Raw genomic sequence first — 20,702 nt, 5'->3', positions numbered from 1 at the left:
GGATACTCCTTAGGCGGCTTCTGCTGCCATCTTCTCGGCTTTGGCGATCACTTCTTCGATGCCGCCAACCATCAGGAAGGCCGCTTCGGGCAGGTGATCGTATTCGCCAGCCACAACGGCCTTGAACGACGAGATGGTGACATCCAGAGGAACCTGAACGCCCGGCGAACCGGTGAAAACCTCGGCCACGTCGAACGGCTGCGACAGGAAGCGTTCGATCTTACGGGCACGGGCCACGGTCAGTTTATCCTCTTCCGACAGTTCGTCCATGCCGAGGATGGCGATGATGTCCTGCAGCGACTTGTAGCGCTGGAGGATCTGCTGAACGTCGGTCGCAACCTTGTAGTGCTCTTCACCAACAATCGCCGGGTCAAGCAGACGCGAGGTCGAGTCGAGCGGGTCAACCGCCGGGTAGATACCCTTTTCCGAGATCGCACGGTTCAGAACGGTGGTCGCGTCGAGGTGCGCAAACGAGGTCGCAGGCGCAGGGTCGGTAAGGTCGTCCGCAGGCACGTAAATGGCCTGCACCGAGGTGATCGAGCCCGACTTGGTCGAGGTGATGCGTTCCTGCAGCGCGCCCATGTCGGTGGCCAGTGTCGGCTGATAGCCCACAGCCGAAGGAATACGACCCAGCAGAGCCGAAACCTCGGAACCCGCCTGCGTGAAGCGGAAGATGTTGTCGACGAAGAACAGAACGTCGGTCCCGGACTGGTCGCGGAACTGCTCGGCCAGGGTCAGACCGGTCAGAGCAACACGCGCACGTGCTCCCGGAGGTTCGTTCATCTGACCGTATACCAGGGCAACCTGCGATTCCGACAGGTTGTCAGGTTTAATAACGTTCGATTCGATCATCTCGTGATACAGGTCGTTGCCTTCACGGGTCCGTTCACCAACACCCGCGAACACCGAAAAGCCCGAGTGCACTTTTGCGATGTTGTTGATCAGTTCCATGATCAGAACGGTTTTGCCAACGCCCGCGCCGCCGAACAGGCCGATTTTACCGCCTTTGGCGTAGGGGGCCAGCAGGTCAACAACCTTGATACCGGTGACCAGGATTTCCGACTCGGTCGACTGTTCGTCAAACTCGGGTGCGGGTTGGTGGATCGCGCGGGTCTCGGTTGCGACAACCTCGCCCTTTTCGTCGATCGGCTCGCCGACAACGTTCAGGATGCGGCCCAGGGTGGCGTTACCAACCGGAACCGAGATCGGCGCGCCGGTGTCGGTAACCGCTTCGCCGCGGACCAGACCTTCGGTCGCGTCCATCGCAATGGTGCGGACAGTGTTTTCACCCAGGTGCTGAGCAACTTCCAACACCAGGCGCTTGCCATTGTTGGTGGTTTCCAGCGCGTTCAGAATTTCAGGCAGCGCATCATCGAACTGCACGTCAACGACGGCCCCGATGATCTGTGTGACTTTGCCTTTTGCATTCGCCATGTTTCGTCTCCGGTTTTCTTACAGCGCTTCGGCGCCGGAAATAATTTCAATCAGCTCGTTGGTGATCACGGCCTGACGCGAGCGGTTGAACTGGATCGTCAGCTTGTCGATCATCTCACCCGCGTTGCGTGTCGCGTTGTCCATCGCGGACATCCGTGCACCCTGTTCAGACGCTCCGTTTTCGAGCAAGGCCGAGAAGATCGCGGTGGCAACCCCCTTGGGCAGCAGGTCGGCCAGAATGGCCTCTTCGCTGGGCTCGTAATCGAACACGGCACCGCTGTCGTCACCTGCCGCTTCGTCCTCGAACGAGGCGGGGATGATCTGCTGTGCCGACGGGATCTGCGTCACAACGTTGACGAACTTCGAGTAGAAGATCGTGGCAACATCGAACTCACCCCCGTCAAAGCGGGACAGGATATCCTTGGCGATGTCCTGCGCGTTGGTGTAACCCAGACGCTTGACCTCGCTCAGGTCGATATGTCCAACGAACAGATCGCCAAAATCACGCTTGAGCGCGTCGCGGCCTTTCTTGCCGACGGTCAGAACCTTGACCGTCTTGCCTTTGGCACGCAGCTCGTCCGCCTTTTGGCGGGCCAGCTTGGCGATGTTCGAGTTGAAGCCGCCGCACAGGCCGCGTTCAGCTGTCATGACAACCAGCAGATGGACATCATCGCTGCCCGTACCCCGGAGCAGCTTGGGGGCGCTGTCGCTGCCCCCGACCGACGCCGCCAGCCCCGCCATCACGGCATTGAACCGTTCGGCATAGGGGCGCGAGGCTTCGGCAGATTCCTGGGCGCGGCGCAGTTTTGCGGCCGCGACCATCTGCATGGCCTTGGTGATCTTGCGGGTCGATTTGACCGACTCGATCCTGTTTTTAAGGTCCTTAAGATTTGGCATATGCCCGCCTCTCCCTTAAGCGAAGGTTGCGGCGTATTCGTCCAGCGCAGCCTTGATCTTGTCGGAAGCGTCACCCTTGATCTTGGGATCTTCGTCCGTGATCCACTGAAGCAGATCCGCGTGCTTGCCACGCAGGTGCGCCAGCAGGCCAGCTTCGTAACGGCCAACATCGGACACGTCGATCTTGTCGAGGTAACCGTTGGTACCGGCGAAGATCACGCAGACGATCTCAGCGTTGGTCAGCGGCGAGTACTGCGGCTGTTTCATCAGCTCGGTCAGACGCGCACCACGGTTCAGCAGCTGCTGGGTCGCGGCGTCAAGGTCGGAACCAAACTGCGCAAACGCAGCCATTTCGCGGTACTGCGCCAGTTCCAGCTTAACCGGACCGGCAACCGATTTCATCGAGTTGGTCTGAGCCGAGGAGCCCACACGCGAAACCGACAGACCGGTGTTCACGGCAGGACGGATACCCTGATAGAACAGTTCGGTTTCCAGGAAGATCTGACCGTCGGTGATCGAGATCACGTTGGTCGGAATAAAGGCCGAAACGTCACCACCTTGGGTTTCGATAACCGGCAGAGCGGTCAGCGAGCCAGCACCGAAATCTTCGTTCAGCTTCGCCGAACGCTCCAGCAGGCGCGAATGGAGGTAGAATACGTCACCCGGATAGGCTTCACGGCCCGGCGGGCGGCGCAGCAGCAGCGACATCTGACGATAGGACACAGCCTGTTTCGACAGGTCATCATAGATGATCAGCGCGTGGCGGCCGTTGTCACGGAAGTATTCGGCCATCGCGGTCGCGGCATAAGGTGCCAGGAACTGCATCGGCGCCGGGTCGGACGCGGTTGCGGCCACAACGATCGAGTATTCAATCGCGCCGGATTCTTCCAGCTTCTTCACCAGCTGCGCAACGGTCGAACGCTTTTGACCGATGGCAACGTAAACGCAGTACAGTTTCTTCGACTCGTCGTCGCCTGCTGCGTCGTTGTAGGTTTTCTGGTTCAGGATCGCGTCCAGAGCAACCGCGGTTTTGCCGGTCTGACGGTCACCAATGATCAGTTCCCGCTGGCCGCGGCCAATCGGGATCATCGCGTCAACCGATTTCAGGCCGGTTGCCATCGGCTCGTGCACCGATTTACGTGGGATGATGCCCGGTGCCTTAACGTCTGCAACGCCACGCTTGGTCGCGTTGATCGGGCCTTTGCCGTCCAGCGGATTGCCCAGACCGTCAACAACGCGGCCCAGCAGTTCGTCACCAATCGGAACGTCCACGATCGAGTTGGTGCGCTTGACGGTGTCACCTTCTTTGATGTCACGGTCGGAACCAAAGATAACGACACCGACGTTGTCGCTTTCCAGGTTCAGCGCCATGCCCATGATGCCGCCGGGAAACTCGACCATTTCACCCGCCTGCACATTGTCCAGGCCGTATACACGGGCAATCCCGTCACCGACGCTCAGCACGCGGCCGATCTCGGCCACTTCGGCTTCCTGACCAAAATTCTTGATCTGGTCCTTCAGGATTGCAGAAATCTCTGCAGCTTGGATTCCCATTTATCCGACCTCTTTCATTGCATTCTGTAGGGAGTTCAGCTTCGAACGGATCGAACTGTCGATCATTTTCGAGCCCACTTTAACGACAAGACCGCCGATGAGGCTTTCATCCACGGTCGCATTGATTGTCACGGTCTTGCCCACACGCTCGGACAGCGTCTTGGACAGTTTTTCCAGTTGTGTCTTGGTCAGCGCCTTGGCCGAGGCGACATCGGCGGTCACTTCGCCACGCTCATCCGCCAGCATGTCGCGCAGAACCTGCACCAGCTGCGGCACCACGAACAGGCGGCGTTTCTGCGCCATCAGGCCCAGCGTGTTGCCCAGAATGGTGTTAAGACCCATTTTCGCAGCGATTGCGGTGATTGCGCCTTCTTGTTCAGAGCGGGAAACCAGAGGCGAGGCAATCAGGTCGCGCAATTCGGCGCTGTCGCCCAGTGCTGCTGCCAGATCATTGATGCCGGTTTCCAGACCTGCGAGGTCATTATTCTCTTTCGCGATCTCGAAAATCGCGGTGGCATAGCGCTCGGCGATGCCTGTGGAAATCGAAGCTGGTTCGGACACGTCCACCCTTCCGATATTTTGGGCCCCGAATTCGCGTTGCGGCAGCTACCCCGGGGGCGTGAAGAAACCCCGTCCATAAAGGGCGGGGATCAAAATCACCGGGGATGTAGCAGAGCCGAACCAAGCTAGCAATATATTATCACGGCCAGCGCCTTATCCACAAAACGTTGAATTTCATACACTTACGCAAAGTGCGACCCTTTTGACCGGCTGGCTTGAGATAAAAATGTTACCAAACTGTAGGTTTTTGCGATTCCTGTGGCCGATTTTCATCAATTTCGGGCGGTAAAAACGCCCCGCAGGTTTCGCGGTTACGCGGGCTTGAGCAGCCCGTCCAGTGCCTTGATCGGCCGTTTTGCGGTATCTTTCGTTACACTACCGCTGGGTGGGCGGATATGTTTGCTGACCTCGACCATCAGAACGCCACCGGCCATGACTGTCGGGATCCGCTGGCCCGTCTTTTCGATCAGACTGCCGGATTTCAGCCAGAAGCGCCGGAATGACGGCGGCAGATAAAGCGCCGAGCAATGGTTTTCACGCTTGAAATGATGCGCCTTCAACTGGTTTTCCAACTGTGTCGCCGAATACGGACGCCCAAAGCCAAAAGGCGTGCGATCGGTTCGGGACCACAGCCCGGCCCGGTTCGGTACGACGAACAGGGCCTTGCCACCCGGCCCCAGAACCCTCCAGCATTCGTCCAGCAACTGGCTTGGGCGTTCCGAGGTTTCCAGCCCGTGCATGACCACCAGCTTGTCGACATGACCGGTTTCGATGGGCCACAGCGTCTCTTCGGTCAGGACCGAAACATTGGGCATGCCCGCAGGCCAGGGCATCACGCCCTGCGGACCGGGCATAAGGCCGATCACGCGGCGCGCATCGGCCAGATAGGGGCGCAGCAAAGGCACCGCGAACCCAAATCCCGCAACCGTTTGGCCCTTGGCTTCGGGCCACAGATCGACAAGCCGCCCACGGATCGCCGCCTGCGCCGCACGGCCCAGCGTGCTGCGGTAGTAAAAGTTCCTCAGATCCTGCACATCAAGATGCATTGCGGATACCCGGTCAATCGGCTTAGCTGGGCGCAGTCTAGCAATGAAAGGGCAAAAGGCCATGCCTCTTGAGATCGTAACCATCCCATGTCTCAGCGATAATTACGCATTTCTGGCGCATGATGCCGCAACCGGCCAGACGGCTCTGGTCGATGCGCCCGAACCGGGGCCGATTCTGGCCGAACTGGACCGCCGCGGCTGGAGCCTGAGCCACGTGTTGCTGACCCATCATCACTGGGATCACGTCGATGGTCTGCCCGGCATTCTGGAAAGGCATCCAGCCAAGGTGATCGGGGCCGCTGCAGACGCCCATCGCCTGCCCCCGCTGGACCTGCAAGTGTCCGAAGGCGACAGCTTTGAGATCGGAGGAGAGCCGGTCGAGGTGCTGGACGTTTCGGGCCATACGGTTGGTCATATCGCATTTTATCTGCCCCAAAGCGCCGTGGTCTTTACCGCAGACAGCCTGATGGCCCTGGGCTGTGGTCGCCTTTTCGAAGGCACGCCGGATCAGATGTGGGCCTCGCTCAGCAAGCTGGCTGCGCTACCCGAGGATACTCTGGTGTGTTCGGGCCATGAATATACCCTGTCGAACGCCAAGTTTGCCGTCACGGTCGATCCCGATAACGCCGCCTTGCAACAACGCGTCGCGGAGACCAACCGCGCCCGCACAGCCGGAGAACCGACAGTTCCGTCAACTTTGGCCCTTGAGAAAGCAACAAATCCATTCCTGCGGGCCGCTGATCCCGCGATTCAGGCGCATCTTGGCATGGTGGGGTCTGACCCTGCTGCTGTTTTTGCCGAGATCAGGGGTAGAAAAGACCGGTTTTGATGCCTATTTGCCCCTCTTCACGGACACGGTCACAACAAATGTGACTGTCAAGTGAAAGAAAACCCTTGAAGCCGGGCGTCGATCAACCAAACTCTAATAGTATGAGGACATGGTTGGGATGGGGTTCCGGCCGAAAGCCCGCCCCCTTCTGACCCAAGACAGAGGAGCACCCGCGTGCCTTCATTCTCGAGCACATTGGAACAAGCCATCCACGCGGCCCTTGCAGCTGCGAATGAACGGCGACACGAATTTGCAACGTTGGAGCATCTGCTGCTGGCGCTGCTGGAAGAACCCGATGCCATTCGGGTCATGAAGGCCTGCAGCGTCGATCTGGACGAATTGCGCAGCACCTTGGTCGAATTTATCGACGAAGACCTGTCTAATCTGGTCACTGACATAGATGGGTCCGAAGCAGTGCCCACTGCCGCCTTCCAACGTGTTATCCAGCGCGCCGCGATCCATGTTCAAAGCTCGGGCCGGACCGAAGTGACCGGGGCCAATGTGCTGGTCGCCATTTTTGCCGAACGCGAAAGCAACGCGGCCTATTTCCTGCAAGAACAGGACATGACCCGTTACGATGCGGTGAATTTCATCGCCCATGGCGTTGCCAAGGACCCGGCTTATGGCGAAAGCCGCTCGGTCTCGGGCGCGGATCAGGTCGAGGAAGAGGTGCAGTCCAGCGCTGGCGATGGTGAGCAGAAAGAAAGCGCTCTGGGCAAATACTGCGTCGATCTGAACGCCAAGTCGCGGGCCGGAGATGTGGACCCGCTGATCGGTCGCGCGGATGAGGTCGAACGCTGCATTCAGGTGCTGTGCCGTCGCCGCAAGAACAACCCGCTGTTGGTGGGGGATCCAGGCGTCGGCAAAACAGCCATTGCCGAGGGTCTGGCGCATAAGATTGTGGGCGGCGAGGCCCCGGATGTGTTGTCCAACACCACCATTTACTCGCTGGACATGGGCGCGTTGCTGGCCGGAACCCGCTATCGTGGTGATTTCGAGGAACGGCTCAAGGCGGTTGTGACCGAATTGGAAGATCACCCCGACGCGGTTCTTTTCATCGACGAGATTCATACCGTAATCGGTGCCGGTGCCACATCAGGCGGGGCGATGGATGCCTCGAACCTGCTGAAACCTGCCTTGCAGGGCGGCAAGCTGCGCACCATGGGCTCGACCACTTACAAGGAATTCCGTCAGCATTTCGAAAAAGACCGCGCGCTGAGCCGCCGGTTCCAGAAGATCGACGTGAATGAGCCTTCGGTAGAGGACAGCGTGAAGATTCTGCGCGGTCTGAAACCCTATTTCGAAGAACATCACGAGATCAAATATACTGCGGATGCCATCAAGACGGCCGTCGAACTGTCGGCGCGCTATATCAACGACCGCAAGTTGCCGGACAAGGCCATCGACGTGATCGACGAAGCCGGTGCCGCGCAGCATCTGGTCGCCGAAAGCAAGCGTCGCAAGACCATCGGTGTGAAAGAGATCGAAGCGGTCGTCGCCAAGATCGCCCGCATCCCGCCGAAGAATGTCACCAAGGATGATGCGGCGGTTCTGAAAGACCTTGAAGCCTCGCTGAAACGCGTGGTGTTCGGGCAGGACCTGGCCATCGAAGCGCTTGCCAGCGCCATCAAACTGGCCCGTGCCGGTCTGCGCGAGCCTGAAAAGCCCATCGGTAACTACCTGTTCGCCGGTCCGACCGGTGTGGGTAAGACCGAAGTGGCGAAACAGCTTGCCGACAATCTGGGCGTGGAACTGCTGCGCTTTGACATGTCGGAATATATGGAGAAACACGCGGTTTCCCGTCTGATCGGTGCCCCTCCGGGCTATGTCGGGTTCGATCAGGGCGGTCTGCTGACCGACGGTGTCGATCAGCATCCGCATTGCGTGCTGCTGCTGGACGAGATCGAAAAGGCCCACCCGGATGTGTTCAACATCTTGTTGCAGGTGATGGACCATGGCGAGTTGACCGACCATAACGGTCGTACGGTGAATTTCCGCAACGTGGTGCTGATCATGACCTCGAACGCGGGCGCGCAGGAACAGGCCAAGGCCGCCATCGGCTTTGCCCGCGACCGCCGCGAGGGCGAGGATACCGCCGCAATCGAACGCATGTTCACGCCGGAATTCCGCAACCGTCTGGACGCCGTGATTTCCTTCGCGCCGTTGCCGAAAGAGGTCATCCTGCAAGTGGTCGAGAAATTCGTCCTGCAGCTTGAGGCGCAATTGCTGGATCGCGGCGTGACCATCGACCTGACCCCCAAAGCCGCCGCGTGGCTGGCCGACAAGGGCTATGACGACAAGATGGGCGCGCGTCCGCTGGGCCGTGTCATTCAGGAGCACATCAAGAAACCTTTGGCCGAGGAATTGCTGTTCGGCAAACTGGCCAAGGGCGGCGTGGTGCGCGTCTCGGTCAAGAAGGGCGAGTTGGATCTTGAAATCCTAGGCCCCGATCAACGCCGCATTCCGGGTGATAAGCCGCCGTTGCTGACTGCCGACTGATCGGTGAAAATACGAATGAGAAAACCCGCCAGTCTTTGGCGGGTTTTTTCGTTTCATAGCATTCTCGCGATGAGAACATACTGGGCAGTACCCAACCAAGTCACCGGTTGCGTGAGCGGAAACTGGTCACGTGGCATGGCACGGGCAAAACCAGTGGCTCTCTGCCCCGCGCTTCCCGATATGCAAGCGCCAAACTGACCGCATAACGCGGCCCATCTACACCCTGAGAAAAGGCAGATAGGACAGCGATACTCAGATCGCGCGCCTTGCGCAGCCTGCCCGCTTTTGTGGGCACAAAATACTCAAAATCGATAAAACGAAGCTGACGACCGTCCCAGCACATATCCCGAAAAGCGGGACGTCCATGCGCCAATCCCATCGCGTGAAGACGCGCCAGCGCGCGCCCAGCAGCCCGGCACGCCCTGAGCTTTTCCGCAACCGTAATGGACCTTTCGGTGCAAAACTTGGTCAGGCTGCGACCCGCATCCTCAACCGCTATGTAACCGCATCCTTCGGCCAGGATTCTGGGGACAGGCGCACCAAGGTTCCAAAGATTGCGATGAGAAGACCGATCCCGTTCAAAAGCCTGTTCGGGATTTCCTTTGACAAGCCAGAGGTGGGGGGCAAACCGTTCGACACGTTTCAGCCAGAACTTGTCGCCTTGCCTGGTCTGACACAGGGCCACGCGCTGATGGGACGCAAGCAGAGCCTCATCGACCGCATTAGCCAGACTTGTCACCCTGCCTTTCAAACACATCCCCTCTCAACCTCTTGAAATAATATAGGAAGCGAAGTGCCGTGTTTCATCGGATCCAGAGGCGAAATTCCCGCCGGGCAGAACGATTTAATCCAAAGTTGACGCCTTACCGCTCGGTCAGTTTCAACTCGATCCGTCGGTTTTGCGCGCGGGCTTCGGGGGTGTCGGCTGGATTGACGGGCTGGAACTCACCAAACCCGTTGGCTGCCAGACGGTTCGGCGGGATGCCCAGCGCATCGACCATGTAGCGCACGACCGACAAGGCGCGACCCTGGCTCAGTTCCCAATTGTCGCGATACCGCCCGGACCCGGCCAGGGGCACATTGTCGGTATGGCCATCGACCCGGATCACCCAATTCAGGCCCTCGGGGATTTCGGCGGCAACGGTGCGCAGGATCGCGGCGACCTTTGCGACCTCCTGCCGGCCTTCGGCGGACAATTCTGCTGAACCTGTGTCAAACAGCACCTCGGATGAGAACACGAACCGGTCGCCCTCGATCCGGACACCTTCCTGATCGCCCAGAACATCGCGCAACCTGCCGAAAAACTCGGACCGATAGCGTTGCAGGTCCTCGGCCTGTGCAGTCAGTTCCTGATTCTGCCCGGCCAGAGCCTCGGCCTCGGCTTCAAGCCGCTGACGTTCGGCCTCTTCCAACAAGCGGCGGCGGCGCTCTTCGGAGGCGGCCCGCGCAAGCGCTGCGTTCAGGTCCTGGCCCAAGGTCTGAATCTGGATGTCGGCGGCAGCATTGCGTTCTTCATAGTCATCCAGCAACGCCTGTAGGGACCCCAACTGCCCCCGCAGGGCCGCAATCTGCTGGTTCAGCAAAGCGGCCTCGCGCTGAGCCTTCGCCGAAATCGCCTGCTCTGCAGAGAGTGTTTCACGCGCGACATCCAATAGCGCCGCGCGCTGTTCCGCCAGCGTTCTTTGCGCATTGGCATCGGTTTCCGCCTGTGTCCGCGCATCCAGGGCAGCCTGCAACTGGGCTTGCAGGTCTTCGTTGTTCAATTCACCGAACTGGCGCTCCAACTCGGCACGGGCCGCTTGCGCGGCGGCCAACAAGGTAAGCGTGTCCTCGGCCTCCTTCCGCTGCGCCTCAAGCGCCAAAGTCATCGCGGTCAGTTCGGCATCGGCATCCTGCAAGCGGTTGCGCAGGTTTTCCGCTGCGGCGGCTTCAGCAAGCCGTGCGGCCTCTTCATCGCTAAGCTGCTCCTGCAATTCCGCGATCTGCGCCGCGCGCTCCTCGCCGCTTTGTTCCAGATCGGCCACCAGTGCTTCCAGCGCCTCGCGCCGGGCAGCGGCAAGGCGAGCGGCCTCGGCCTGCGCGTCGATTTCCGCGCGGCTTTGGGCCAATGCCTGATCCAACGCGTCCCGTTCGCCCAACAGGTCCGCGCGCTGTGTTTCCAAGGCGGCAATGTCGTCCTGCGCGCGCGCCTGATCGGCAAGCAACGTTGCGACCTGAGCCTCAAAATCCGTAATGCGGGTCTGCGCCTGCGCCAGATCGTCCTCGGCCTGCGTCAGGGTGGCGTTCAAGGCCCCCAGCCGGGCCTGCAAGCGGCTGTTTTCACGCTCTTCCAACCCCAGCGCACCGGCCAGCGCCGCGACCTCGTCCGACAGAGCGGTCAGTTCATCCTCCTGCCCGGAAATCGTCTCGCGCAGCACGAACTGCACCACCATGAAGATGGTCAGCACAAAGGTCAGCACCATCAGCAGGCCCGTCATCGCATCCACGAATCCGGGCCAGACCGAGCCCTGGAACCGTTGACCGGTGCGACGGGACAGGGCCATGGGTTACTCTCCTTCGGGCGTCGTACGCACGGCGCCGCGTGGCAGGGTCATGGCCTTGACCAACAACTCGATGTCCTTGCGGAATTCGTTCATGCTTTCCTGACGGCCAGCCGAAATCTCTTCGAGGATGCGCAGCAGTTGGACGTCCATGGATCGCAGGCGCATCCGGCTTTCAGCGTCGATGCCGTCGCCTGCGCCGTGATCGCGCATGTGATCCAGCAAGGCGTCCTGCCCCAAGGCCACACGTTCCAGCGCGGCTGTAATGCCTTCGTTATCCGCCTGACGCTGGTTCATTTGCCCGATGGCATCGACCAGCTGCCCCAGCTTGTTCGACACGTCAGCCCGGTCGGTTTCCTGCGCCACGAACAAGGTTTGCAAGGCGTCCATCTGTTCGGACATCGCATCCAGAACCGGGGTCAGTACAGCAATCTCTGCCCCGCCTTCCTCGCCCGAGGCAAAACCGACGCGGGTGATCGAGGATAACCATTCCTCAAGCTCGCGGTAAAACCGGTTCTGGCCGTGGCCCGCAAACACCTCTAGCAAGCCCACGATCAGCGACCCGGCCAGACCTAAAAGCGACGAGCCAAAGGCCACGCCCATGCCCTGCAACTGCGCCTCAAGCCCGGTCATCAGGCGGTTGAAAACAGCAAGACCTTCCTCACCTTCTTGCGGGTTCAGGCTGCGGATGGTGTCGACGATGGCGGGGACCGTGGTGGCGAGGCCAAAGAACGTGCCCAGCAGGCCCAGATAGATCAGGACGTTGGTGATATAGCGCGTGATCTCACGTTCTTCTTCCACCCGCTCGGCCACCGAATCCAGAATCGACCGGGTCGAGGTCGAACTGATCTGCGACCGCGCACCCCGTTCCCGCAGCAGCGAGGCCAGCGGGGCCAGCAATTGCGGGGTTCGGGCATCTTCGCGGACAACACCGCCCACAAACGCCTCAATCCAGCGGACCGAGCCGATCAGTTGTGTGACCTGATAGAAACAGGCGAACACACCGATGATGAACACCATCAGAATGAAGCCGTTCAGATACGGGTTGGCGAAGAACACCGGCAGCACGTAGGGCAGCGCCAGAAAAACCCCCAGCCCGGACAGACCGATTGCGATCAACATCATCACGATCTGTCGAATGGGATGCGAGAAATGGGGTCTCGCGCCCTGATGTGCCTGCGCCATGCGCGTGGTTCCCGGTCTTTATCTGCTCTGGCCCGAATCTAGCGAAAATCCGCTGGTGACGCCAAGGGTTTATGCGGTGATACTGCGCACCCGTTGCGACAACCACTCAAGATCGGGGTCATGCAGCCCGATCTCGGCCAGATGTTCGGCAGTGTTGTACAGATACTCGGTGTTCGGACCGCGCCCGCCAACCGCATGGGCGATGATCTGGGCCTGTTCTTCCAGCGGGATGCCCCCGCAATACTGCACGTGGCCTTCGTCAATCACATAGGTCACGGCAGTGACGATGTCGCCATTGTCCAGATGCACGTCCAGCATCCGTTCCACGTAAGCGGATGAGATCAGCTCACGCTCGCGCAATTCGTGCAGGGTGCGGTCCTCATGCCCGGCCTCAACGGCCAGCGCCAGCCCTTTGCAGTGGGCATCGGGTTGCTCGTCCAATGCCAGAACAAGGCCGGGTTTCTCTTCGGTGCCGCGATGGTGGATCGAGCTCATGCAGAAGGACCGCGCATATCCTTGCAGCGTCGCAAGCTCGCTTCGGGCCACGGGGAAGCCGGGGTTCCACAGCAGCGATCCATATCCGAAAACCCACATTGTCATTGCACTGGTCCTTGCCTGTTTCGACCTATAAACATCAATTCCGAGGCAGGAAAAAGGGCCGAAGCTCATGCGCCGTCTGATACGAGTGTTCATTTTTGCAGCCATCGCATGGAGCGCCTATTGGTTCATCGCCGGATATGGCCTGCGCAACGCGATCACAGGCTGGTTTGACGCCCAGCAATCCCGCGGGTGGCAGGCCGAGTTTTCGGATGTCGAAACAGCGGGATTTCCTGCGCATCACATCACGCGGCTGAACAGCCCGGCCCTGGCCGATCCTGCCACCGGAACCGCGTGGAGCGCGGACTGGATCGAATTCCAAAGCCCCGCGATCTGGCCGGGGCGGCAGATTCTGCGCTTTGCCGACACACCCCAGCGCCTGTCCTATTTCGACCAGACCGCAACCATTGAGGCGCAGGAGCTTCAGGCCCAGTTACAACTGCAACCCGGTGTCGCGCTGGTGCTTGAGAAGATGGCGCTGACCGCCGGGCCCTGGCTGATCTCGGAAGACGGCGAGGCGCTGGCCGGCGGCGACACCCTTGGCCTTGTGATGGAGCAGACGGCGACCCCCGAAGCCTATGCAATCACGGCGCAGATCGAAGGGTTCGCCCCGGGGGACGATCTGCGGGCTCTGATGCAGTCCGCCACCTCGCTGCCGCAGCGGTTCGAAACGCTGGAACTGGACATGGTAACCACATTCGACAAGCCGTGGGACCGGACCGCGCTGGAAGAAAGCCGCCCTCAGCCCGTGGCCATTGACCTGAACCTGGCCGAGATCAAATGGGGAGAGCTTCGGTTATTTGCCGCAGGTGAGCTGGACGTGGATGCCCAAGGCATTCCAACCGGCGAAATCGCCATCAAGGCCGAGAACTGGCGCGACATGATTGCGATGGCAAACGCGGCGGGGGCCCTGCCCGATCAGGCGGTCGATCCGGTCACCCGTGCGCTCAACTTTCTGGCGGGGCTGGGCGGCAACCCGAATGCGCTGGATCTGCAACTGAATTTCCGCGACGGGTTTGTGGCGCTGGGGCCCCTGCCCTTGGGCCCGGCCCCACGCCTGATCCTGCGTTAACGGCAGAAGGGACCACGGCGATAGCGCGCCGTGTCCAGATGGAAGTGATCACGGTGGTACCGGTCAGAATTCGGCCCCAGAACCGTTCCAAAAGGCCCGCACGCCCCGCGCCAGACCTTTTTAAGTTGTTTCTGCGAAGGGTTCTTGCGCCAGCCATCATAGACGGTGACAACCTCACCATCCGCCATAACGAAACCCGAAATGTCGATGGCGCGGCCTTTGCCATGTTCAGAGATACGCGCGCCTTTGCGATTGTTCCGCGTCCGGCAGGCATAATGGGCAGCGACCTGCAACTGCACCACCGGTCCGCGCCGCTTGAACGTGGGCTTGACCGATTTATCCACCCACTTGTTCAACGCAATCGCCGTTCCGCAATCCATCGTTGATGGACGGCTGAGCGCAACGCCCGACACCGAGGTAATCTGCACCGCATCCTTGATCCCGCAGGCACTGACCTTGCTGCTCACGCGCCCGACGGGTTTGCCCTGAATCGCAATATCCCCACAAACCGAGCCTTTGCGCAGCTTACGTCGCTTGAACAGAATGGCTTGCTCCAGCGACTCGGGCCGCAGGTAAGGCATCAGGGATGTATCCGGGCCCAGCAACGGCAAATCCGACGGGCGCGCGGCGGCTGCAGTAACCTGCGGTGACACGGGGCGCAATTCGGGGCGCATTTTGGGGATGCTCAGCGGGGTTGCCGCGCGGCTGGAGGCCGCGACCAATTCGACGCTGTTCGAAGTGCTATTGGGACGCGCAACGGGAAACAATGACTGTTCCGGGGGCTTTGCCTGCGCGGCAACGGCCCAAAGCGCCGCCATACAGAACAGGATATGCCCCCGGACACGTGTCACGAACTGACCTTTCCCCGGCCAAAGTCCGGCGCGTCCGTGTCCTGACCCGCATCGATAATCCCGCGCCGGATCGCACGTGTGCGGGTGAAATAGTCGAACAGATGATCCCCATCCCCGGTGCGGATGGCGCGTTGCAGGGCAAACAGTTCCTCGGTGAAGCGCCCAAGGATTTCCAGCGTTGCATCCTTGTTGGTTAGAAAAACATCACGCCACATGGTCGGGTCGGATGCGGCAATCCGGGTGAAATCCCGGAAACCCGCCGCCGAGTATTTGATAACCTCACTATCCGTCACCCGACGCAGATCATCTGCCACACCCACCATCGTATAAGCGATCAGATGTGGCGCATGGGACGTCACGGCCAGCACCAGATCGTGGTGATCAGCGTCCATCTCATCAACGTTGGACCCCATGCCTTCCCATAAGGCCCGCAAACGCGCGATGGCATCGGGGTCCGAGCCCTCGACCGGCACCAGCAAGCACCAACGGTTGTCGTAAAGCTCCGCAAACCCCGCTTCCGGGCCGGAATGCTCGGTCCCGGCCAGCGGGTGGGCGGGGATGAAATGCACGCCTTCGGGAATATGCGGCGACACCGCCTGAATGACGTGGCGCTTGACGGAGCCCACATCCGTCACCGTCGCGCCCGGCTTCAGAACCGGCGCGATATCTTGGGCAACTGCGCCCATAGCCCCAACCGGAACACACAGCACGACCAGATCGGCCCCTTCGACCGCCTCTTGCGCGGTGTCACACACGCGGTCGCACAACCCGATCCGGCGGGCCGTTTCCCGCGTGGCCTCCGAGCGCGCATAGCCCGTCACCTCACCCGCAAGCCCGGCGCGTTTGATCGCCCAGAACATGGATGAGGCGATCAGGCCCAGCCCGATCAGCGCCACACGGTCGTATATCTGGCTCATGCAGCGCCCCCTTTAAACGCAGTGACGGCTGCAACCACGCGGCGGCAGGCCTCTTCATCGCCGACGGTGATCCGCAGCGCGTTGGGCAGGTTGTAGCCTGCAACGCGGCGCACAATCAAACCCTGCGTTTTGAGATAGTCGTCACATGCCTCGGCCTCGGCTTGATCCGCAAAGCGCGCAAGTATGAAATTGGTGCAGGACGGGTCCGAGGGTACGCCGACCTTGGCCAGTTCATCTGCCAGCCAAACCCGAAGCCGCGCGTTCTCGGTCTGGCAGAAGGACAGGAATTCAACATCGTTCACCGCCGCCTTTGCCGCAGCCAGAGCCGTCAGCGACAGGTTGAAGGGCTGGCGCACCCGGTTCAGCACATCGATGATCGGCTGATGGGCATAGCCCCAACCCACGCGCATGCCGCCCAGACCGTACACCTTTGAAAAGGTCCGGGTCATAATCACATTCTCATGGGCGTCCACCAGCCCGGCGCCGCCATCGAACCCATCGACAAACTCGGCATAGGCCCCATCGATAACCATCAGGCAAGTTTCGGGCAGTGCGCTGGCCAGACGGTCCAGCTCGGCCTCGGGGATCATGGTCGAGGTCGGATTGCCCGGGTTGGTCACAAAGACGATCCGCGTCTGCCCGGTCACTGCGGCCAGAATGCTATCGACATCCACATGGCGGTCGCGCTCAGCCACCATAACCGGTGTGGCCCCGGCCATACGCGCAATGATCGGGTACATCGAGAATCCATGTTCGGTATAGATCACCTCATCCCCCGGCCCCGCATAGGCCTGAGCGATGAATTGCAGCACCTCGTCACTGCCAACACCGCAAATGATCCGCGCCGGGTCCAGCCCGTGCCGCGCGCCAATAGCAAAGCGCAGACTGGCATGATCGGTGCTGGGATAACGATGCAAGGTCGCGGCGCTATCGCGCACAGCTTCAATCGCCTTGGGGCTGGGTCCAAACGGGTTCTCATTGGAACTCAGCTTGATCACATGCTCGACCCCCGCCACATGCGACTGGCCGCCCTGATATAGCGCGATGTCCATGATGCCGGGTTGCGGGGTGATCTTGGTCATTGAGAGGCTCCGTTGATTGGAGCCTCTCATACCTGTCTCAAGAGGTTGAGAAAAGCGGCAATTCCCTCATGCGGCTTTGAAGCGCGCGGTTGCCGGGTCGGCGTTGTAATAGGGCGCAAATTCCGCAGTCCGGCGGGATAGGTCATTGACACTGTCGATGATGAACTGAACCGTTTCCTCGCTCATCAGATACGAGAAGTTCAGCCGCACCCAACCGGGTTTTTTCATTTCCTCACCCGCAGACAGCGCCGCGTGCAATTCGTCTGACGTCGCCCGGTCGATGCCCAGCAGACGATGCGCATAGGGCCCCGCGCAGGCACAGCCGCCACGGGCCTGAATGCCGTAAATGTCGCTCAGCATACGCGTGAACAGCTGCTGGTGCACCAGCTGCCCCGTATTATCCCGCACAAGGAACGAGTAGATCGGTAGACGATGCGCCGCGCCTGTCCCAAGCAAAGTCAGGTTTGGATTGTCCTGCCAGCCGTCTAGGGCCATGCGGTTATACAGCGCCTCGCGCCGCGCGATTTCATCGGTTCCCACCACATCCTTGACGATAAAGGCCAGCGCAGCACGGATGTCGCCGATCACGTTCGGCGTTCCGGCCTCTTCTCGCGTGGCAAGATCGGCGCTGTAGTCATGCCGCCAGGGTGAAACGAAACTGACCGTCCCGCCACCAGGCCAGCTGGGGCTGGTGCGCTGTACCGCCTGCCCGTTCACGATCAACACGCCCGACGCGCCCGGCCCACCCGGAAACTTGTGCGGCGAGGCCACGATCGCATCCTTGCGCGCATCCTCTGGCCCCATATCCATGGGCAGATACGGCCCGCCACCGGCATAATCCCACACCGCCAACGCCCCATGGCGCTTCAGCACCCGCGTGACCGGATCGGGATCCGTGATAATCCCCGTCACATTGGATGCCGCTGAAAACGACCCGATCACAAGATCCGCATCCGCATGGCGCAGCAAAGCGCCTTCCAGCGCACCCATATCAACCCCGCCATCCGCGGCTTCGGGAATCTCAACCACCAATGCCTTGCTTTCACGCCACGGCAGGATGTTCGAGTGATGCTCATACGGCCCGATGAAAACAACCGGCCGGTCTGCCTCCTCCACTCCCAAAAGGCTGACCAGCCGGTTCAAACCCGCAGTGGCTCCGGACCCGGCAAAGATCACCGCGTCGTCTCCCCTCGCACCAACAATGCGGGCAATTTCAGCACGCGCCTCATGGCGGAGCCGCGTCATGTAAGACCCACAGAAAGAGGCCTCGGTATGGCTGTTGGCATAGAACGGCAGAACATGCTCGGCCACAAAATCCTCAACCTGCCGCAATGCGCGGCCCGAGGCGACGTAATCCGCATAAACCAGCGGTACGTCCCCGTGCAGACCCGGAATCAGAACATTCTCTCCGATCAGCCCATCGCGCAGCTTGGAATTGCGAGTGGTGGATTGGATTTCTGCGCGAAACTTGGACAAGGTCATTACACCGGCTCCTTACTGTGACACCAATGTGATTGAGCAAAAGCGAGTAAACTTCACCAATCTTTGCATGGAAAACGCAAATTTTGTGTCATATGATCAGATATGACCGCAAAATTAGATCAAATTGACATGCGTATTCTGCAAGCGCTGCAAAAAGACGCCACCCTGTCCCAGCGAGAACTCGCAGATCAGGTCGGCCTCTCGCAAAACGCCTGCTGGCGGCGGCTGAAGGCGCTGAACGAAGACGGTGTTCTTCTGGGTTCCACCGCCCGGATCGCGCGCGAGAAACTGGGGCTCAACCTGGTGGTATTCGTCATGCTGCGCACGCGCCACCATTCGGCGGACTGGCTACAAGCCTTTCGCCGCCATGTGCTCACCATCCCCGAAGTGGTGGATTTTCACCGCATCGGCGGCGACTACGATTATCAGCTCAAAGTCGTCACTCAGGACATGGCATCCTACGACAAGGTCTACCAACGCCTGATTGAGAAGGTCGAGCTGGACAGCGTAACCTCATATTTCGCCATGGAGGCCATTGCCGAAGCCCGCCCCCTGCCACTCTGATCCGCCCTTCATCTGGCCAGAAATATCCCGGGGGAGTCGCGCAGCGACGGGGGCAGAGCCCCCTTCAAACAAAAAAGACCGCGCCAGATGGCGCGGCCCTTCGAATTTCGAATGTCAGCGAAGATCAGTTCTTCGCGTAGAATTCAACAACCAGGTTCGGTTCCATGACAACCGGATAGGGCACATCACCCAGACCCGGCGCGCGCACGAAGGTCGCGGTCATTTTCGAATGGTCGGCGTCGATGTAGTCAGGCACATCGCGCTCGGCCAAAGCAGCCGCTTCCAGAACAACGGCCAGTTGCTTGGATTTGTCGCGCACTTCGATCACGTCGCCTTCCTTGACGCGGTAGCTGGGGATGTTGACCCGCTTGCCGTTCACTTTGACATGGCCGTGGTTCACGAACTGACGTGCGGCAAACACGGTCGGCACGAACTTGGCGCGATAGACAACAGCGTCCAGACGGCGCTCCAGAAGGCCGATCAGGTTTTCACCGGTGTCGCCTTTGACACGCTCGGCTTCGGCGTAGATGCGGCGGAACTGCTTCTCGGTCAAGTCGCCATAGTAGCCTTTCAGCTTCTGCTTGGCGCGCAGCTGCAGACCAAAGTCCGACAGTTTGCCCTTGCGGCGCTGGCCGTGCTGGCCGGGGCCGTATTCGCGACGGTTGACCGGGGATTTCGGACGACCCCAGATGTTCTCGCCCATCCGGCGGTCGATTTTGTACTTGGCAGACGTGCGTTTAGTCACGGCTGATCTCCTTTACTGTGGCATTTCGGCTTGATCCGAAAACCGGTTCCCACTTTTCGGGCCGAAATAGCGTCTCCGCTCGGACCGTTCGGTTCCAGTTCAGACCAGACATCATGCCGGGTTATAAAGGGCGTTGTCCTCTTGAGGTTTCCCCCATGACAGGCATCCCCTTGCGGGGGCCACCAACACCAATGAAGCCGCGCTTATATCTGCAGATCAGTCAGAGTCAATAAGCTATTCGGCAAGAATTTCCCGGGAAAAGAGCGCAATTCGAAAGGCCGCAGGTCGCTAAGCCTGGATTGCCGCTGCGCCTAGGTCTTCCGCGTCACAGCGTGCAGCGGAAAGGTAACGACGGTCGCGTCCTGAGGTGGCTCGATAAACGCCTGACCGCCAAAGTCCGAAACATCGCAGATCCAGAATGACTGATCGCGCGGCGGGCACCCGTCCGAGAACACAAAGGTCGGGTCAATCTCGCCGTCCTGAACAACCAGATCCGCGCTGAACCGTTGCGCGCCATTGGTCAGAACGACCGAGCCAAAAACCTCACCGGAGATTTCCCGAACAATCGCAAATCGGTCACTGGTCCGAGAGGATACAGCGCCAACACTGCCCGCCCGTTCAACTGCCTGCTCGGCACCATCGCTCAGCAGAACAGCCTGCCCGCGCCAGGACCACGCAGCCCCAACGACCAAAAAAGCCAGAGGCGCCGCCTCAAGCTCGTCAAGCTCTGTCTGTTTCCACGATATGGCTATACGACCGCTTTGCCCTGGTCTCATCTGCCCGCTCAAACCTTTCAACATCCCACCACTTACTCACACGTCCATATCAACCCTGAATTCGGCGAAAA

Annotated in this window: 19 protein-coding genes; 4 read left to right on the top strand and 15 right to left on the bottom strand. The window is 60.1% G+C overall.

Annotated features, from left to right (window positions below; all coding sequences use genetic code 11):
- Window positions 1–9: 9 nt before the first annotated feature.
- From atpD to ACR0C9_RS00740, 5 genes are all read right to left on the bottom strand, one after another.
- Complete coding sequence (gene atpD, locus ACR0C9_RS00760) at window positions 10–1,434, bottom strand: F0F1 ATP synthase subunit beta (protein WP_170452703.1); 1,425 nt, start codon at window positions 1,432–1,434, stop codon at window positions 10–12.
- A gap of 18 nt (window positions 1,435–1,452) precedes the next feature.
- Window positions 1,453–2,331 (bottom strand): F0F1 ATP synthase subunit gamma, encoded by an 879-nt coding sequence (locus ACR0C9_RS00755; protein ID WP_480780161.1) that lies wholly within the window; start codon window positions 2,329–2,331, stop codon window positions 1,453–1,455.
- A 15-nt stretch (window positions 2,332–2,346) separates the two neighbouring features.
- Complete coding sequence (gene atpA / locus ACR0C9_RS00750; RefSeq protein WP_152459013.1) at window positions 2,347–3,885, bottom strand: F0F1 ATP synthase subunit alpha; 1,539 nt, start codon at window positions 3,883–3,885, stop codon at window positions 2,347–2,349.
- Complete coding sequence (locus tag ACR0C9_RS00745; protein ID WP_170521667.1) at window positions 3,886–4,446, bottom strand: F0F1 ATP synthase subunit delta; 561 nt, start codon at window positions 4,444–4,446, stop codon at window positions 3,886–3,888.
- Window positions 4,447–4,757: 311 nt separating this feature from the next.
- Entirely contained in the window at window positions 4,758–5,492 is a 735-nt protein-coding gene (locus ACR0C9_RS00740; RefSeq protein WP_170622838.1) for a methyltransferase domain-containing protein, read from the bottom strand.
- A gap of 61 nt (window positions 5,493–5,553) precedes the next feature.
- Here ACR0C9_RS00740 and gloB point away from each other — a divergent pair, with 61 nt between their 5' ends.
- Together gloB and clpA are read left to right on the top strand one after the other, a co-directional pair.
- On the top strand, window positions 5,554–6,321 hold the full coding sequence (gene gloB, locus ACR0C9_RS00735) for a hydroxyacylglutathione hydrolase (RefSeq protein WP_170631953.1): 768 nt from the start codon (window positions 5,554–5,556) through the stop codon (window positions 6,319–6,321).
- Window positions 6,322–6,495: 174 nt separating this feature from the next.
- Window positions 6,496–8,820: an ATP-dependent Clp protease ATP-binding subunit ClpA gene (gene clpA, locus ACR0C9_RS00730; protein ID WP_170452709.1), complete on the top strand. Its 2,325-nt coding sequence runs from the start codon at window positions 6,496–6,498 to the stop codon at window positions 8,818–8,820.
- A gap of 100 nt (window positions 8,821–8,920) precedes the next feature.
- On the opposite strand, the gene ACR0C9_RS00725 is transcribed toward clpA, so the two are convergent.
- The 4 genes from ACR0C9_RS00725 to ACR0C9_RS00710 form a co-directional block, all read right to left on the bottom strand.
- Window positions 8,921–9,577 (bottom strand): phosphotransferase, encoded by a 657-nt coding sequence (locus tag ACR0C9_RS00725; RefSeq protein WP_480626368.1) that lies wholly within the window; start codon window positions 9,575–9,577, stop codon window positions 8,921–8,923.
- 106 nt (window positions 9,578–9,683) lie between these two features.
- Window positions 9,684–11,363: a peptidoglycan -binding protein gene (locus tag ACR0C9_RS00720; RefSeq protein WP_170452712.1), complete on the bottom strand. Its 1,680-nt coding sequence runs from the start codon at window positions 11,361–11,363 to the stop codon at window positions 9,684–9,686.
- 3 nt (window positions 11,364–11,366) lie between these two features.
- Window positions 11,367–12,545, bottom strand: a complete 1,179-nt coding sequence (locus ACR0C9_RS00715) for a biopolymer transporter ExbB (RefSeq protein ID WP_170452715.1) — start codon at window positions 12,543–12,545, stop codon at window positions 11,367–11,369.
- 69 nt (window positions 12,546–12,614) lie between these two features.
- The gene (locus tag ACR0C9_RS00710; RefSeq protein ID WP_170622830.1) at window positions 12,615–13,145 is read right to left on the bottom strand and encodes a gamma-glutamylcyclotransferase; all 531 of its coding nucleotides are present in this window, start codon (window positions 13,143–13,145) and stop codon (window positions 12,615–12,617) included.
- A gap of 67 nt (window positions 13,146–13,212) precedes the next feature.
- On the opposite strand from ACR0C9_RS00710, the gene ACR0C9_RS00705 reads away from it, so the two are divergent.
- Window positions 13,213–14,214 carry a DUF2125 domain-containing protein gene (locus tag ACR0C9_RS00705; protein ID WP_170452719.1) on the top strand — a complete coding sequence of 334 codons (1,002 nt, stop codon included), beginning with the start codon at window positions 13,213–13,215 and terminating at the stop codon, window positions 14,212–14,214.
- Here ACR0C9_RS00705 and ACR0C9_RS00700 read toward each other — a convergent pair.
- The 4 genes from ACR0C9_RS00700 to ACR0C9_RS00685 all read right to left on the bottom strand — a co-directional run bounded on the left by ACR0C9_RS00700 (window position 14,211) and on the right by ACR0C9_RS00685 (window position 18,546).
- Window positions 14,211–15,032: an extensin family protein gene (locus tag ACR0C9_RS00700; protein WP_170453147.1), complete on the bottom strand. Its 822-nt coding sequence runs from the start codon at window positions 15,030–15,032 to the stop codon at window positions 14,211–14,213. The two genes, ACR0C9_RS00705 and ACR0C9_RS00700, sit on opposite strands and share 4 nt — an antisense overlap.
- A gap of 29 nt (window positions 15,033–15,061) precedes the next feature.
- Complete coding sequence (locus ACR0C9_RS00695) at window positions 15,062–15,982, bottom strand: prephenate/arogenate dehydrogenase family protein (RefSeq protein ID WP_170622826.1); 921 nt, start codon at window positions 15,980–15,982, stop codon at window positions 15,062–15,064.
- Window positions 15,979–17,064 (bottom strand): histidinol-phosphate transaminase, encoded by a 1,086-nt coding sequence (gene hisC / locus ACR0C9_RS00690; protein ID WP_170452723.1) that lies wholly within the window; start codon window positions 17,062–17,064, stop codon window positions 15,979–15,981. Before hisC ends, ACR0C9_RS00695 begins: the two co-directional genes overlap by 4 nt.
- Before the next feature lie 66 nt (window positions 17,065–17,130).
- Complete coding sequence (locus tag ACR0C9_RS00685) at window positions 17,131–18,546, bottom strand: aminotransferase class V-fold PLP-dependent enzyme (protein WP_480780160.1); 1,416 nt, start codon at window positions 18,544–18,546, stop codon at window positions 17,131–17,133.
- Window positions 18,547–18,648: 102 nt separating this feature from the next.
- On the opposite strand from ACR0C9_RS00685, the gene ACR0C9_RS00680 reads away from it, so the two are divergent.
- Window positions 18,649–19,110, top strand: a complete 462-nt coding sequence (locus ACR0C9_RS00680) for an Lrp/AsnC family transcriptional regulator (protein WP_480780159.1) — start codon at window positions 18,649–18,651, stop codon at window positions 19,108–19,110.
- Between the two features lie 124 nt (window positions 19,111–19,234).
- Here ACR0C9_RS00680 and rpsD read toward each other — a convergent pair whose 3' ends face one another.
- Together rpsD and ACR0C9_RS00670 are read right to left on the bottom strand one after the other, a co-directional pair.
- Complete coding sequence (gene rpsD / locus ACR0C9_RS00675) at window positions 19,235–19,855, bottom strand: 30S ribosomal protein S4 (protein ID WP_039537647.1); 621 nt, start codon at window positions 19,853–19,855, stop codon at window positions 19,235–19,237.
- Between the two features lie 311 nt (window positions 19,856–20,166).
- The gene (locus tag ACR0C9_RS00670) at window positions 20,167–20,631 is read right to left on the bottom strand and encodes a hypothetical protein (protein ID WP_170521647.1); all 465 of its coding nucleotides are present in this window, start codon (window positions 20,629–20,631) and stop codon (window positions 20,167–20,169) included.
- Window positions 20,632–20,702: the final 71 nt, after the last annotated feature.

The sequence above is a fragment of the Ruegeria sp. C12 genome, from assembly GCF_056537745.1.
The sequence above is the reverse complement of the archived record's forward strand: the minus strand, read 5'-3'. Positions and strand labels throughout refer to the sequence as shown.

Excerpts from the sequence above, each read along its gene's own strand:
- ACR0C9_RS00670 (WP_170521647.1), bottom strand. The coding sequence starts at position 20,631 with ATGAGACCAGGGCAAAGCGGTCGTATAGCCATATCGTGGAAACAGACA.
- ACR0C9_RS00705 (WP_170452719.1), top strand. The coding sequence starts at position 13,213 with ATGCGCCGTCTGATACGAGTGTTCATTTTTGCAGCCATCGCATGGAGC.
- ACR0C9_RS00680 (WP_480780159.1), top strand. The coding sequence starts at position 18,649 with ATGACCGCAAAATTAGATCAAATTGACATGCGTATTCTGCAAGCGCTG.
- ACR0C9_RS00700 (WP_170453147.1), bottom strand. The coding sequence starts at position 15,032 with ATGGCGGCGCTTTGGGCCGTTGCCGCGCAGGCAAAGCCCCCGGAACAG.
- ACR0C9_RS00685 (WP_480780160.1), bottom strand. The coding sequence starts at position 18,546 with ATGACCTTGTCCAAGTTTCGCGCAGAAATCCAATCCACCACTCGCAAT.
- atpD (WP_170452703.1), bottom strand. The coding sequence starts at position 1,434 with ATGGCGAATGCAAAAGGCAAAGTCACACAGATCATCGGGGCCGTCGTT.
- ACR0C9_RS00725 (WP_480626368.1), bottom strand. The coding sequence starts at position 9,577 with ATGTGTTTGAAAGGCAGGGTGACAAGTCTGGCTAATGCGGTCGATGAG.
- ACR0C9_RS00695 (WP_170622826.1), bottom strand. The coding sequence starts at position 15,982 with ATGAGCCAGATATACGACCGTGTGGCGCTGATCGGGCTGGGCCTGATC.
- hisC (WP_170452723.1), bottom strand. The coding sequence starts at position 17,064 with ATGACCAAGATCACCCCGCAACCCGGCATCATGGACATCGCGCTATAT.
- ACR0C9_RS00710 (WP_170622830.1), bottom strand. The coding sequence starts at position 13,145 with ATGACAATGTGGGTTTTCGGATATGGATCGCTGCTGTGGAACCCCGGC.
- ACR0C9_RS00715 (WP_170452715.1), bottom strand. The coding sequence starts at position 12,545 with ATGGCGCAGGCACATCAGGGCGCGAGACCCCATTTCTCGCATCCCATT.
- ACR0C9_RS00755 (WP_480780161.1), bottom strand. The coding sequence starts at position 2,331 with ATGCCAAATCTTAAGGACCTTAAAAACAGGATCGAGTCGGTCAAATCG.
- ACR0C9_RS00740 (WP_170622838.1), bottom strand. The coding sequence starts at position 5,492 with ATGCATCTTGATGTGCAGGATCTGAGGAACTTTTACTACCGCAGCACG.
- atpA (WP_152459013.1), bottom strand. The coding sequence starts at position 3,885 with ATGGGAATCCAAGCTGCAGAGATTTCTGCAATCCTGAAGGACCAGATC.
- gloB (WP_170631953.1), top strand. The coding sequence starts at position 5,554 with ATGCCTCTTGAGATCGTAACCATCCCATGTCTCAGCGATAATTACGCA.
- ACR0C9_RS00720 (WP_170452712.1), bottom strand. The coding sequence starts at position 11,363 with ATGGCCCTGTCCCGTCGCACCGGTCAACGGTTCCAGGGCTCGGTCTGG.